Here is a 13,896-nt window from a genome sequence, read left to right as displayed (position 1 = left end):
GATGTCCCGCTACCCCCAGATGTTCCAGCGGCTGGCCGACGCCGGTGAGGGCGGCTTCGTCCCCTTCGTCATGGTGGGCGACCCCGACGCCGAGCTGAGCGAGGCCGTGATCGAGGCACTCATCGCGGCAGGGGCGGACGCCCTGGAGCTGGGCGTGCCCTTCTCCGACCCGGTCGCCGACGGCCCCACGATCCAGAGGGCCCACATCCGTGCCCTGGAGGCCGGTGTCGGCTTCCACTCGGCGCTGGCGGTGGTGGCCAGCGTGCGCCAACGTCATCCCAACCTTCCCATCGGGATGCTCATCTACGGCAACGTGCCCTTCGCCGTCGGCCTGGAGACCTTCTACCGTGAGTGCGCCGAGGCGGGCATCGACTCGGTCCTGCTGCCCGACGTGCCGGTGCGCGAGGGTGACGCGTTCTCTCAGGCCGCCGAGGCCGCGGGGATCGACGCCGTCTACATCGCCCCGCCCTCAGCCAGTCCTGACACGCTGGCCGGCGTGGCAGGCGCCTCGCGCGGTTACGTCTACGCCGTCTCGCGGGCCGGGGTGACCGGCACCGAGACCGCCTCGTCCACGGTCGGGCTGGCTGAGGCGGTGGCGCGGCTGAGGGCCGACGCCGCCGCACCGGTGATGCTGGGCTTCGGGATCTCGACGCCAGAGCAGGTCGCTGAGGCGATCGCAGCCGGGGCCGACGGGGCGATCTCCGGCTCCGCCGTGGTCACGGTGGTGGAGGCGCACGCCCCCGCCCTGCTGTCGGCGCCGGCAGGCTCGCCTGAGCGCGAGACGGAGCTGGAGACGCTGCAGGCCGAGCTGATCGAGATGGTGGGCGCCATGAAGGCGGCCACGCGATGAGGCTCGGTCGGGTCCTGGAGGTCCTGACGAGGATCCTCGCTGAGGTGGAGCCGCGGGAGGACAAGGGTTCTGGCTCCCCGCGCGGCAGCCGCAGGAGACCGCGCAACGGCACGGTCTACCCCACCGGCTCAGCAGGTCGGCCGCGCTCTGGTCCTCCCAGCGCGTCGGCCACAGCCGCGGTCCTACCCTATGACACCGCCCGGCTAGGCCTGCCGGACTTCGTCTACGCCCCTGACCCGGACGGAGACGCCGACCCCGGTGAGGTGGTGTGGACCTGGGTGCCTTACGAGGAGGACGCCTCCCGGGGCAAGGACCGCCCGGTCCTGGTCCTGGCGCGTGAGCGCGGCCGGCTCGTCGTCGCCCAGATGACGAGCAAGGACCATGACCGCGACGCTGAGCAGGAGGCTCGCTGGGGCCGTTACTGGCACGACGTCGGGTCAGGAGCCTGGGACCGGCAGGGGCGTCCCAGCGAGGTGAGGCTGGACCGGCTGCTCCTCGTCGCCCCAGAGGCAGTCAGACGCGAGGGAGCCACGATGGACCGGGGTACCTTCGACGGCGTGGTCGCGGCGCTGCGTGCCCACTGGACAGGACGCTGAGCAGGCAGCCTGTCCGAGCAGGCCTCTGGCAGGTTGACGCACCTCACGCCTTGCGCCGGCCTGCGCCCAGGAAATCCAGCAGGCCTGCTGGTAAAGTCACGCCTTGGACCTCTGGCCTGGCCGACTGCGGGGTCCAGCGGGCGGACTCGCCGGGTGCTTCCACCACCTCTTGGTCCGCTGACGCGAACCCTCTCTCCGGCCATTGACCATTCACTCTTCGAGAAGGCAACTTTCACAGTGGCGAACATCAAGTCCCAGATCAAGCGCATCAAGACCAACGAGAAGGCCCGCCTGCGCAACCAGTCTGTCAAGTCCGAGCTCAAGACCTACGTGCGCCGCGTGCGCGAGGCCGTCGAGGCCGGCGACAAGGCTGCTGCCGAGGAGAGTCTGAAGAAGGCTGCTCGCAAGCTGGACAAGGCCGCTAGCAAGGGCATCATCCACAAGAACCAGGCCGCCAACCGCAAGTCCAAGCTGGCTAAGCGCGTCGCCTCCATCTGAGGGTCCTGACCGGCTCACTGAGTCCACAGTCAGTCACGAGGGCGTCTCCCCCTGTGGGAGACGCCCTCGTCGTTGTCTCCCCTCATGACGACGACGGCTAGCATGGCGCTGCAGCCAGCAGGTCGCGACCGACGACGCCGCTGTCATCCTCCCCCGCCCCAACCACACGCCTGTCACCGGCCCAGCCCCCGGGTCCTCCGCCTCCCAGCAACACGATTGAGTGGTACCTCCTGATGTCTGTCAACCCCGTCACCCAGCCCGAGCAGTGGGCCCAGGCCTTCCGCCAGGTCACTGGTCGCGAGCCGACCCAGGCCGACTACGACGCCGCTGTCCGAGCCGTCGCTCCCCCGCCGCCGTCGGCTCCCAGCAGTGAGCCGGCTGCGGGCACGGCGGCCGGAGGCACCCCTGTCGCCTGGCCGACGCCGGTACCTGCGCCGCCGGCGACGCAGCCGTCAGTACCCCCTGCCTACGGCCAGCCTGCTCCCCCTCCCCCGAGCACGGTCCCGGCCGCGCCCGGGGCACAGACCAGCGCTCCTCTGCCTCCGCTGACCTCGGCGACCAGCGCCGCCGTGCCCGGCCCGGCCCAGCCCGCCTCGCCGGTCCCGGCGGCGCCCGCGGCTCCGGTAGCACCGCAGGCCTCACCTGCTCCCGCAACCTATCCGGGGGCCTCCGCGGCCTCGGTGCCACCGGCTCCGACAACCTCCGTCCCGGTCTCTACCGGCGCCAGCGCACCCGCAGCAGGAGGTAGCGCGGCAGCCGGTGCCGCCGTGGCGGGCGCGGTCGGCGCGCTGCGCACCTTCTTCCAGCCCAGGATCACCCTTGACCAGGTCCGCTCCGGGCTCCAGACCGTCATTGCCGACCCGCAGTCACACCTGCCACAGGCCCTCGCAGCCGCCGTCGGGCTGGTCGGAGGAGTGAGTGCCCTGCTGATGACCTTCCTGAACCTGCGGCTGCTGTGGTCCACGCTGAGCGACTTCGGCTACTGGGGCTTCGTGACCGGGATGATGCTGATGATCATCACCCTGGTGTGCCTGGTCGGTGCACTCGCTGGTGGCGCTGTGACGGTCTACATGGCTGCCACGGCCGTTGCGGCGCCCTCCCAGGAGACGTCCGTCAAGGCGGCGCTGAGCACACTGGCCCTGCCAGTCACCTTCATCGTGGTGCCGCTGCTCATGTGGCAGGTCGTCTTCCGCGTGATGAACTGGATCGTCTCCGCTGTAGGCGCTGGCGGGGTCTGGTACACCAACAGCCCCTTCGAGCAGCTCAGGTCTCTTGTGTGGCCGTACTACACGACGGGGAAGATCTCCATGGTCCTCATGTTCTTCACGCTGGTCGGTGCGCTTGTCTCGTGGCTGGTCGCCACAGGGCAGATCAGCCTGCCGACCTCCCCGGCCGGGAGCACCGATCCGGCCACGCAGCAGCCTGGTCCCCTGTCCTCGAACGCTGCCGGACTCACCAGCACCGGTGCGCCCGCCACGGCCTCAACCTCGCTGTCCTCCTCGGCGGCGTCGGCCGCCGTCGCGCCGAGCGGAGCGCTCGTCGCTGCGGCACCTCCGGCCCTCGGGCAGACTCCCCCTCCAACCGGCCAGGCCGGGCCTTGGACGCAGGCCGGCGGCCCAGGCGTGCCGATGGCAGCCAACACCTTCACCACCTCTCGCTCACTGATCGGCTACCTCGTCGCGTCCTTCTTCACCCTCGGCCTGTACAGCCTGTACCGCTGGAGCGAGATCTCCTCGACGATCAACGCCATCGCCTCCCGCTACGACGGGCGTAGGACCATGCACTACCTGCTGCTGGCTCTCATCGTCGCTCCGCTGACGCTTGGTATCGGCTACTTCGTGTGGTCTCACAACGTGTGCGGACGCATCGGTGCTGAGGCCGCCCGGCGCGGCCGGTTTGGGATGCTCTCGTCCGCCGACTTCTGGCTGTGGGGGGTGCTGGGCTCGCTCATCATCGTGGGCCCCTTCATCTACTGCTACCGGGTCTTCCAGGCGATGAACTTCATCTCTGCGTCCTACAACACCCAGGGAGTCTGAGGCACAGACACCTGCGCCTGGAGGCTCCTGAGGAAAAGGGGCGCCACCCGCGGGTTCACTCGCCCAGCGCCTCGCCCTCGGCCTGCTCGGCCTCAAAGACCTTCCACTCCTCGGGGAAGATCTCGGTGGTCAGGTACTCGAAGAACCTCAGAGCCGTTGCCATGGCGCAGTACACCGCCAAGGCGACCTGCTCGTCAGCGGCACCACGCTCGAGGTCTACGTTGTGCTCAGCCATGACCACCGTCTGGTCAGCATCGTCGTCATAGCCGTCCTTGAGCCCGTCATCCTCCAGGACCTTGGCCACACGGTCGAGGCTGAGCGGTGCGAGCGTGTCATATGAAGGGGTGGAGGCGTCCTTCTTGTCATCCGTGCCAGTGGTGAGTGCGCGCGGTCTGCGGTGAGCGAGCGTGACGCAGTAGAATCCACCGGGCCGGTGCCTGATGCCCGCCTCCCGCTAGCCCCGACGTCAGGAGACACCGATGCGAATCGGATTTGACCGCGAGAAGTACCTGCGGATGCAGTCAGAGCACATCGCTGAGCGTCGCACACAGTTCGGCGGCAAGCTCTACCTGGAGTTCGGCGGCAAGCTCATCGACGACATGCACGCCTCGCGCGTCCTGCCCGGCTTCACCCCGGACAACAAGATCGTCATGCTCGCCGAGCTGGCGGACGAGGTCGAGATCATCGTGGCGGTCTCCGCCAAGGACCTGGCCCGCCGCAAGGTCCGTGCGGACCTGGGCACGGGGTACGAGGAGGAGGTCCTGCGCCACATCGACGCCTTCCGCGGTTACGGGCTGTACGTGGGCAGCGTCGTCGTCACCCAGTGGACGGACGACAACCGTCAGGCCAAGTCCTTCAAGCGCAAGCTCGAGCGCCTGGGCATCAAGGTCTACCGCCACTTCCCGATTCCTGGCTACCCCAACGACGTCGCCAGGATCGTCTCCGAGCACGGCTACGGACGCAACGAGTACATCGAGACCGAGCGCGACCTCGTCGTCGTCACCGCGCCTGGTCCTGGCTCAGGCAAGATGGCCACCTGCCTGTCCCAGATGTACCACGACCACGCTCGCGGGCAGGCCTCGGGCTACGCCAAGTTCGAGACCTTCCCGATCTGGAACCTGGCGCTGGACCACCCGGTCAACATCGCCTACGAGGCCGCTACCGCGGACCTGGACGACGTCAACATGATCGATCCCTTCCACCTGGCCGCCCACGGGGTCCAGACGGTCAATTACAACCGCGACGTCGAGATCTTCCCGGTCCTGTCCCGGCTGTTCGAGGAGATCCTGGGGTCCTCTCCCTACCAGTCCCCCACGGACATGGGCGTCAACATGGCCGGCCACTGCATCAGTGACGACGAGGCCTGCCGTGAGGCCTCCGAGCAGGAGGTCATCCGTCGCTACTACAAGGCGCTGGTGGCCGAGAAGCGGGAGATGGCCGACCCGGTCCAGTCCGAGCGCATCGCTCTGCTCATGTCCAAGCTCGGCATCGACCGCGAGGACCGGCCGGTGGTCCCGCCCACGCTCAGGCTCGCCAGGTCCTCCAAGGCGCCGGCTGCGGCTATTGAGCTGCCGAACGGCACGATCGAGCTGGGCAAGACCAGTGAGCTGCTGGGCTGCTGCTCGGCGATGCTGCTCAACGCGCTCAAGCGTCTGGCAGGGATCGACACGGAGGTGGATCTGCTGGCCAAGGAGTCGATTGCGCCTATCCAGGCGCTCAAGACCCGGCACCTGGGCTCACGCAACCCGCGTCTGCACACTGACGAGGTGCTCATCGCCCTGGCCGTGAGCGCCAACGGGGATGACAACGCTGCCAGGGCCCTGGCTCAGCTGGACTCGCTGCGTGGCTGCGACGTGCACACCTCGACGATCCTGGGCTCGGTGGATGAGGGCATCTTCCGCCAGCTGGGGATCCAGGTGACCAACGAGCCGGTCTTCGCGACCAAGTCCCTGTACCGCAAGCGCTGAGGCTGCCCGGGAGGGTATGGGCCCGGCTGGGCCTCATGACCGGGCGGGAAGCGCCGTGGCGGCGCAGGCTGGCCGTCGACGCCGTCGCTCACACGACGCTCATACCCTCCCGTCCGGCCTGGACCGCAGGTTCTTAGTGGCGCGGGCGCGGGATGCGTCCGCGGCGAGCGTTGCAGATGGCCAGGACGGCCCGCTCGACGGCGTGGACCGGGTCGCGTGAGGCTCCCTTGACCTCGGCGTCGGCGCGGGCCACGGCCTGGATGGCGTAGGCCAGGGCGTCGTCGGACCAGCCGGCGAGCTCGCGGCGGGCGCGGTCCACCTGCCAGGGAGCCATCCCCAGGTCCCTGGGGCTCATCTGCCGTCCCCCGGAGGCGGCAACGCGCGCCAGCTGGCGGATCTTCATTGCCAGGGCCGCCACGAGCGGGACGGGCTCGGTGCCGGTGGCGATGGCGTGACGCAGAGCGGTGACGGCCTTGGCCACGTTGCCAGCGGCTGCGGCGTCGGCAACGGTGAAGCCGGTGGCCTCGAAGCGCCCGGCGTAGTAGGTGTTGACGGCTTCCACCGTGATGGTGCCCTCAACGTCCGCCACGAGCTGGTCGACGGCGGAGAGCAGCTCGCGCAGGTCGCTGCCCAGCGCGTCGACAAGCGCTCCCACGGCCTCGGTCTCGATACGGCGCCCGGCCGCGCGCACGTCCGCAGTCACGAGGGCCGCCTTGTCCCTGGGGGACTTGACGGCCTCGATGGTGACCACCGGGTAGGGCGAGGAGGCCAGGGTGTCCAGCAGCTTCTTGCCGCGCTGCCCACCGTTGTGACGCAGGAGGACGACGACGTCGGGGTCGGCGTGGGAGGCGTAGGCGAGCAGGTCGGTGAGCAGGGCGTCACTCATCTGCTCCAGGGAGGGGACGTGGACGAGCCTGGGCTCGCCAAAGAGGGAGGGGGAGACGAGGGCGTCAAGCTGGTGGGACTCGTAGGTGGCGGCCTCCAGGCGCACGACCTCCGTCGTCGGGTCCTTCTGGCGGGCCAGGGAGAGCACGCGGGCCACGGCGCGGTCTGCCAGGACCTCCTCACCGGCGCGGATGAGGATGATCGGTGCCAGGCCGACCTCGTTCCAGGCCGGGCCGGCCGGTGCCTTGCGCCCGCGTGGGGACCGTGAAGCTGCCATGGGCCAAGCCTGCCACGGACCTGGGACACGAATCCGTACCAGGTGCGGTCCTGGGGATGGTCCTGGGGATATCGCCACGTCTGCAAGGCGGTCAACTGAGCCTGAGGCGACACACAGACTGTGCACAAGATTCCGGGCTCGCCTGACTCCTTCCTTGTTCCCCGCACTCCCCAACGCGTCGGCTCACCCGGCCGCGCGAGGACGCAGGACGCGGGCGACGGCGCCGCGTCACCTACCAGCCCGGCACCCACCGGGCCTCACACCACACGTCAAGGACGTGAACAGCCGTGGCACACCACCTCAGGCAGATACAGGAGCCCTCCTGCTGAGCTGGAAGCGCAGCCGCTCCTCACGGGACGGCCGCCATCTCATGAGCCCGGGGTCCTCAGTGGAGCCCATCCACCGAGGACCCCGAGCCTCCCCTTGCCTGTCCTCGCGCGTGACAGGCCTGCGTCGCGTCATCCACCTCGCCTCCGCCGCTCAGCCCTCGCACGTCGCCAGCCAACCACCACCGCCGTCGTCTCAGTCACCGCAAGAGCCAGGGCTCCCCAGATCCCTTCCGGCCAGGACACCACCGCCCCTGGCAACGAGGCGAAGACGCGAGCCACCAGCGCGAGCCAGGCACAGCCCACCAGGGCGGGCCAGGCGATCACCGCCGCAAGCTCAGGCCACAGCGGCGCCACCAGCGCCGCCGCCAAGCCACACAACGTGGCCACCGGCACCGCCGGTGCCGCCAGGACGTTGGCGGGCACCGCCCACAACCCCACACTCGGCTGAAGCATGACGAGCAGCGGCGCGCACGCCGCCTGCGCCACGAGAGGCACGGCCAGCACCGTCGCCAGCCACCTCGGCACCCACCTGCCCAGACCCGCCTGCACCGGTGCCGCCCCCAGGACGATGCCGCCCGTCGCCGCGGCAGAGAGCGCAAAGCCGTAGTCACGCGACTGCCACGGGTCCACCAGCAGGAGCACCACCAGCGCCCCGCACAGCGCCGGCAGCGTGGCGCTGCGCCTGCCCAGCGCCACACCAACGAGCATGACGCCGCCCATGGCAGCCGCTCGCAGCACTGAGCCGCTCGGGCGTACCAGCACGACCAGCCCAGCCAGGGCAGCCGCACCGGTCAGGGCGCGCCACCGGCGCGGCAGGATCCCCAGTGCGCTGAGTACCAGCCCGGTCAGGATCGCCACGTGCTGCCCGGATACCGCGGTTAAGTGGGTGAGCGAGACCGCTCGCATCTGCTCACGGACCTGCCCCGGCAGCGCCGAGTCGTCACCCAGCGCGACCCCCGGCACCAGCGCACGGCTTCCCGGTGGCCAGCGCCCGTACTGCGCAGGCTCGCGTCCCGCGGCCTCAGCAAGTCCCTCACGCAGGTGCCCGACGACCGCGAGCGCTCCTGAGGCGGGCCCCACCACTCGCGGCTGCGCCTGCGCCCCGATAACGGCCGTCTCCCTGCTTCCAGGCTCCGCCGCCTGCAACCTGGTACGAACCTGCACCCGCTCCCCCAGGTGCGTGTGCATCCACCCCTCACCACCAAAGACCATCGCCCGTTGCCGTGAGGCGCGGCCGTCCACGCTCAGGACCGTGAGCTCGACGAGCACGCTCGTGGCGCGCTGAGAGGCCGTGGCTCGCGGCGCCGTCGCTACCACGGCCTCGATACTGACCTCTCTGCCGGCCTTCGCCGCCTGGGTCAGGGGGTCTGCTGCCCGGGTGTGCAGGCCAGCGGCGCTGACCACGAGCACGGCGCAGGCCGCCAGGGCGCTGAGCGCCACACTTGCCGCCACCGGCCCGCGCACTCTGGCGGTGTCCCGCCCCGCCCCCGGCCGCGGGTCCTCACGGTGCCGGGCGGGTCGGTAGCGCCGCGCCCGCATCAGTGAGAGGGTGCCGGCCCCGCCCGTCACGAGTGCCGCGGCGATGAGGGCCCCGGCGCGGTTGTCCTGTGCCACCGCCCACCACGCCGTCGCCCATGCGGCTGCCGTGGCCGGGACCAGGCGCAGGTCAAGGGGCTCGGGAGCGACCACTGCCGTGCCGTGGCCGGGCTCGTGGTGGCTGCCGCCACCCTGTCCTCGGTCCGGTGCCTTCCGCCCGCCGCTCATGCCGAGGCCCTCCTCATATGGTGGCTCTCTCACGCAGTGCCTCCAGCTTGGCCCGGCCGATACCGGGGACGTTCAGGAGGTCCTCGACGGCGGTGAAGGGCCCGTGGGCCTCGCGGTGGCTGACGATGCGCTCGGCCAGCGCCGGTCCGATGCCGGGCAGGTCCTCCAGGGCTGCGGCCTCGGCGGTGTTGAGGTTGATGAGGCCGTCAGCCTGGTGGTCCGGCGAGCCTGCCTGCTGCTCTCCTGTCTGTCCACCCGCCGTCGTCCCGGCCCGTCCGGCTCCGGCGCCTGCAGGCTGCTGCGCCCAGGTCGAGACGTCCTCGCCCGCCCGTGGCACGCGTACCTGCTCGCCGTCGCTGAGGGGCCGGGCGAGGTTGAGCTGGTCGGTGTCCGCGTCCGCCGTCGCCCCGCCGGCAGCGTCGATCGCGTCGGCTACGCGCGCCCCCGGCTGCAGGACCACGACGCCGGGCGCGGCCACGGCGCCGGCCACGTGCACCACGAGCTGTCTCGGGCCCGCACCGGGTGAGGCGGGATCAGCTGGCGCCAGGTCGAGGCCGCCGGGAGCTGACGCCGTGGCCGAGGCCGGCACCGAGGCCTGGATCTGCTGCCCTGGCCCTTTCTCAGCCTGGCTGCTGCCTGTTCGGCTGGCAGGAGCCGTCAGCATGGTGCGCGCGGCCAGGACCAGAGCCAGCACGATGAGACAGACTCCGAGAGCCAGCGCGGCTCGAGGCACGAGCGCCGCCCGTCGTGGGCGCGAGGGTGGCTGGGCGGGGTCGGTGTGGCAGGCGAGGCGTACGAGCTCCTCCAGGCTGGCGCGGGGTGTGGGCCCTTGGGCGCGTCGACCACTCATGGTGCGACGGTAGGTCTCCCCCTGACCCGGCCGCTGGGTGCCTGTGGACAGGCCTTGCCGGCCCTGTCACGGGACCTGCCTGTGGAGCCCGGGCAGCCCCGAGCACCTCGACGTCCCGGCGCCGGGCGCCCCCGGCAGGTCTGGGTCTCTCGGCCGTCCAGGACCCCTGGCAGTCCGGCACGCCGTAGGACACGAGATGCCCGGACAGGTCCCTCATCCCCGTGGCTGGGCCAGGGCCGGGGCGACGACGACGCCCAGTGCCCCGGGTCCCAGGTGCACCCTCATCGCCTCGTCCGCCGGCGAGCGCAGGATCACCTCAACCTGCGTACCCGCCTCGGCCATCGCGTCAGCGAGGTCGTTCTCCAGGTCCCGTCCGTCAGCGGGGTCGTCCCCGTAGTGGACGGCCAGACGCACGGGCGTGGCCGGGGGCCTGGGGCCGTGGGTGCGACCTCCACCCGCCTGCTCCACCGCGATCTCAACCAGACGTCGTCGGGCTCGGGCTCGTCCACGCACCACCTCGACCAGGCTGATCCCCCGCTCGTCGGCGCGCAGGAGAGGCCTGATGCCCAGTGCCCCGCCCATCATCGCCGTCGTACGGTCGAGACGGCCTCCACGCCGCAGTGAGGCGAGGTCGTCGACGAGGAAGGTCAGGTGAGAGCGTGAGGCGGACTCACGTGCCCTGGCCGCACCGTGGCGCAGGTCCTGGGCCTGGCTGGCCGCGAGCGCGGCCAGGCCCAGCGCTCCTGCGCTCACCCCGAGGTCCAGCACGGTGACCTGGGCACCGTCCTGTGCCAGCCGCGCGGCCGCGGCGCGCGCGTTGTCCACCGTGCCTGACAACGCCGCTGTCAGGTGCAGGGCAAGCACCGCATCGGCGCGTGTGAGAGCGTCCTGGTAGGCCCGGTCCAGCTCCTCCACGCTCGGCCGAGAGGTGGTGGCCGGTGCGCCGCTGGTGCCGGGCACGGTGTGCAGGGCAACGACCTCGATGCCGTGACGGCGCGCGAGCCCGGGCGGCAGGCAGGCCGCAGAGTCGGTGACGACGGCAAGGCTCATGCTCTCCAGGGTAGTACCGGCGTCGGTAACGATCTGTGAGCACGTACGATTCTCTTGTGACTGACGCCTCCTTCCCCGCCCAGCCTGGTGATCCCTCCGAGGTCGCCCGTCTCAAGGTCGCGGCCGCCCAGGCCGCCGCAGAGGCCGCCGAGGCAGCGGCGCAGGCTGCTCAGGCACGTGCCGCGGCCGCCCAGGCCGCCTTGGAGGCGGCGCTCGCTGCTCCTCAGGCAGCGCCCGTTCCGGCGCTGTCGACGGCGCCAGAGGCCGCGCCCCAGGACGGTTCCTACGCCGCTCAGGTCGCATCCGGCTACACCTTCACCGGCCCCGTGCTACCGATCGGGACCTACCTCAGCACGCCGACGGAGCACGGCGGCACGCCCTCTGCACCCGCCGAGCCCGCGGCGGTACCCGGGGTGCGCGTAGGTATCCCCCTGGGGCTGCTCAACCGTCACGCCCTCGTCACCGGGGCCACCGGCACCGGCAAGACCCGCACGCTCCAGCTCATGGCCGAAGGGCTGTCAGCCGCTGGTGTCCCTGTCTTCCTCTCCGACGTCAAGGGCGACCTCACGGGCCTGGCCGAGCCTGGCACCACCTCCGACCGGCTGGCGGCCCGTGTGGCCGCCACCGGCCAGCCGTGGGCGCCCCGGGGCTTCCCCGTCGAGCTCTTCAGCCTCGGCGGTCAGGGGCAGGGCGTACCGATCCGCACCACGGTCACGGAGTTCGGCCCTGTCATGCTCTCCCGTGTGCTGAACCTGTCCGAGACCCAGACGGCCGCCCTGCGTCTGGTCTTCCGCTGGGCCGACGAGCAGGGGCTGGTGCTGGTGGACCTGGGGGACCTGCGCGACGTCGTGAGCTACCTGACCACCACGGACGAGGGCAAGGCGGCGCTGCGCACCATCGGCGGGGTCTCCTCTGCCACCGCAGGTGTCATCCTGCGTCAGGTCACCGCGCTGGAGGCGGACGGCGCCGACCGCTTCTTTGGTGAGCCTGCCATGGACGTGCGTGAGCTGATGCGCACGACCGTGGACGGGCGCGGCGTCATCAGCGCCCTGGAGCTTGAGGACGTCCAGTCCCAGGCAGTCCTGTTCTCCACCTTCCTGATCTGGCTGCTGGGTGAGCTCTTCGAGGGCCTGCCCGAGGTCGGGGACCTGGAGCGTCCCCGCCTGGTCTTCTTCCTTGACGAGGCTCACCTGCTCTTCGACCAGGCCTCCCCCGCCTTCCTGGAGGCCGTCACCCACACCGTGCGCCTCATCCGGTCCAAGGGCGTGGGGATCGTCCTCATCACCCAGTCGGCTACCGACATGCCCGCACAGGTGCTGGCTCAGCTGGGCTCACGCGTCCAGCACGCGGTGCGCGCCCACACGCCGATAGAGGCCGCCAACCTCAAGAAGGTCGTCGCTACCTTCCCCACCTCCCCGCTGGACCTGCCCACGGTCCTCCAGACCCTGGGCACCGGCCAGGCCGTGGTCAGCGTGCTCGACGAGAAGGGCCGCCCGGCCCCGGTAGCCCCCGTGGTCGTCGACGCCCCGGCCTCGGTCATGGGCCCGGCGCAGGCCTCTACCGTCAGTCAGCTGCTCGCCGACTCCGCCCTGCTGCCCCGCTACGCCGAGCCTGTCAACCCGGACTCCGCCAGCGAGGCCCTGACCCGCCGGCTCGCTGCCGCGCAGCAGGCGCGAGCGGCTGAGGAGGCCGAGGCCGCACGCCGCAAGGAGGCCGAGCGAGCAGCGGCAGCCCGGCGCAAGGAGGCCGAGCGCCTGGAACGGGAGGCGGAGAAGGCCGCGGAGCGTGAGCGCCGGGCCGCGGAGCGTGCGGCCGAGCGCCGTCAGCGCGAGATCGACAAGACCCTGAGCAGCATCGGTCGCCAGGTCACCCGGGAGCTGACCCGCTCGGTCCTGGGTAACCTGCGCCGACGCTGAGGGAAGAGATGCTGCGCCCCGAGCGGCTGCCGTGAGCACAGCCACTGCATCTACACGCCGCCCCGCAACCGCGTCCCTCTACCCCGTCGTTTTCGCTCGTGAACAGTCGGTTTCATTGCGGGCCGCTACGAAATCGACTGTTCACGAGCGAAAACGACGTCTCAGGGACAGCCGAACCAGGCCCAGACACCTAGCCCAGGCCCAGACAGCTACTCCTCAGCCAGCGAGCGTGCCATGGTCACGCCGTCGTCGTCCTGTCCGATGCGCTGGAGACCGATCGCCTCGTAGAAGGCGATGGCACCGGTGTTGTCCGCCCCGACGTCCAGGTGCAGACCTGCCACACCACTGGCGCGAGCGTGGCCGACCCAGGCCTCGACCAGCTGTCGGCCCCATCCCTGGCGTCGGACAGGCTCCAGCAGGTCGATGTGCAGGTGGGCGGGGTAGCGCCCGAGCCAGGGCTCCGGATCAGGCGCGGGTGCCCGCAGCAGCCTGAGGCAGCTCCGGTCCCGGGCCGTGAGGCTGCTGGGGTCTGCCGTCTCCTCCGCCAGGCCCAGCTCAGCCAGGCGCGCCGGAGCGTACTCGCCAGCGAACCAGCGCCGGAAGCCGGCGGTGTCCAGCGTACCGACGACGTAGCCCAGCACTACCTCACCCTCGGCACCAGCCGGAGCACCGTCGTCGTCCCCAGCACCGGAGACGACGAAGCAGCTGGCAGGGTCGCAGAGCAGGTAGGGATCGGCGTAGACCGCTCCTACCAGCTCAGGCCGGCTCATCTGGGAGGTGACGTCACTGCCGTAGGCAGCCGTGCGGACGCAGATCTCGTTGAGCGCGGCCAGGTCGCCGCTCCGGGCCTGCCTGAGGTACCTCACGGCTGCCTCAGC

General features: G+C 70.9%; 12 protein-coding genes. 6 read left to right on the top strand and 6 right to left on the bottom strand.

The window, feature by feature from the left end; translation table 11 throughout:
- The first annotated feature begins 1 nt into the window (after position 1).
- From trpA to HRL51_RS04870, 4 genes are all read left to right on the top strand, one after another.
- Positions 2–850: a tryptophan synthase subunit alpha gene (trpA, locus tag HRL51_RS04885; protein ID WP_172193002.1), complete on the top strand. Its 849-nt coding sequence runs from the start codon at positions 2–4 to the stop codon at positions 848–850.
- Positions 847–1,446: a type II toxin-antitoxin system PemK/MazF family toxin gene (locus HRL51_RS04880; RefSeq protein ID WP_172193000.1), complete on the top strand. Its 600-nt coding sequence runs from the start codon at positions 847–849 to the stop codon at positions 1,444–1,446. Before trpA ends, HRL51_RS04880 begins: the two co-directional genes overlap by 4 nt.
- Positions 1,447–1,683: 237 nt before the next feature.
- Entirely contained in the window at positions 1,684–1,944 is a 261-nt protein-coding gene (rpsT, locus tag HRL51_RS04875; protein ID WP_172120766.1) for a 30S ribosomal protein S20, read from the top strand.
- 233 nt (positions 1,945–2,177) lie between these two features.
- Positions 2,178–3,980, top strand: coding sequence for a DUF4234 domain-containing protein (locus HRL51_RS04870; protein ID WP_172192998.1), 1,803 nt, complete (start codon positions 2,178–2,180; stop codon positions 3,978–3,980).
- A gap of 55 nt (positions 3,981–4,035) precedes the next feature.
- On the opposite strand, the gene HRL51_RS04865 is transcribed toward HRL51_RS04870, so the two are convergent.
- The gene (locus HRL51_RS04865; RefSeq protein WP_172192996.1) at positions 4,036–4,284 is read right to left on the bottom strand and encodes a type III secretion system chaperone family protein; all 249 of its coding nucleotides are present in this window, start codon (positions 4,282–4,284) and stop codon (positions 4,036–4,038) included.
- 175 nt (positions 4,285–4,459) lie between these two features.
- Here HRL51_RS04865 and HRL51_RS04860 point away from each other — a divergent pair, with 175 nt between their 5' ends.
- A complete protein-coding gene (locus HRL51_RS04860) occupies positions 4,460–5,947 on the top strand; it encodes a DUF1846 domain-containing protein (protein WP_172192994.1) in 1,488 nt (495 codons plus the stop codon).
- A 133-nt stretch (positions 5,948–6,080) separates the two neighbouring features.
- Here HRL51_RS04860 and holA read toward each other — a convergent pair whose 3' ends face one another.
- The 4 genes from holA to HRL51_RS04840 all read right to left on the bottom strand — a co-directional run bounded on the left by holA (position 6,081) and on the right by HRL51_RS04840 (position 11,102).
- Positions 6,081–7,109, bottom strand: coding sequence for a DNA polymerase III subunit delta (gene holA / locus HRL51_RS04855; RefSeq protein ID WP_172192992.1), 1,029 nt, complete (start codon positions 7,107–7,109; stop codon positions 6,081–6,083).
- A 458-nt stretch (positions 7,110–7,567) separates the two neighbouring features.
- Complete coding sequence (locus HRL51_RS04850) at positions 7,568–9,202, bottom strand: ComEC/Rec2 family competence protein (protein WP_172192990.1); 1,635 nt, start codon at positions 9,200–9,202, stop codon at positions 7,568–7,570.
- Positions 9,203–9,215: 13 nt separating this feature from the next.
- Positions 9,216–10,052 (bottom strand): ComEA family DNA-binding protein, encoded by an 837-nt coding sequence (locus HRL51_RS04845; protein WP_172192988.1) that lies wholly within the window; start codon positions 10,050–10,052, stop codon positions 9,216–9,218.
- A gap of 213 nt (positions 10,053–10,265) precedes the next feature.
- On the bottom strand, positions 10,266–11,102 hold the full coding sequence (locus HRL51_RS04840) for a DegV family protein (protein WP_172192986.1): 837 nt from the start codon (positions 11,100–11,102) through the stop codon (positions 10,266–10,268).
- A 56-nt stretch (positions 11,103–11,158) separates the two neighbouring features.
- Between HRL51_RS04840 and HRL51_RS04835 the strand changes: the two genes are divergently transcribed.
- Positions 11,159–13,018 (top strand): helicase HerA-like domain-containing protein, encoded by a 1,860-nt coding sequence (locus HRL51_RS04835; protein WP_172192984.1) that lies wholly within the window; start codon positions 11,159–11,161, stop codon positions 13,016–13,018.
- Between the two features lie 209 nt (positions 13,019–13,227).
- On the opposite strand, the gene HRL51_RS04830 is transcribed toward HRL51_RS04835, so the two are convergent.
- Positions 13,228–13,884 (bottom strand): GNAT family N-acetyltransferase, encoded by a 657-nt coding sequence (locus HRL51_RS04830; protein ID WP_172192982.1) that lies wholly within the window; start codon positions 13,882–13,884, stop codon positions 13,228–13,230.
- Positions 13,885–13,896: the final 12 nt, after the last annotated feature.

The organism is Actinomyces faecalis (genome assembly GCF_013184985.2).
Taxonomy (GTDB): Bacteria; Actinomycetota; Actinomycetes; order Actinomycetales; family Actinomycetaceae; genus Actinomyces; species Actinomyces faecalis.
Note: the sequence above shows the minus strand (reverse complement) of the source record. Positions and strands in the feature narration are given on the sequence as shown.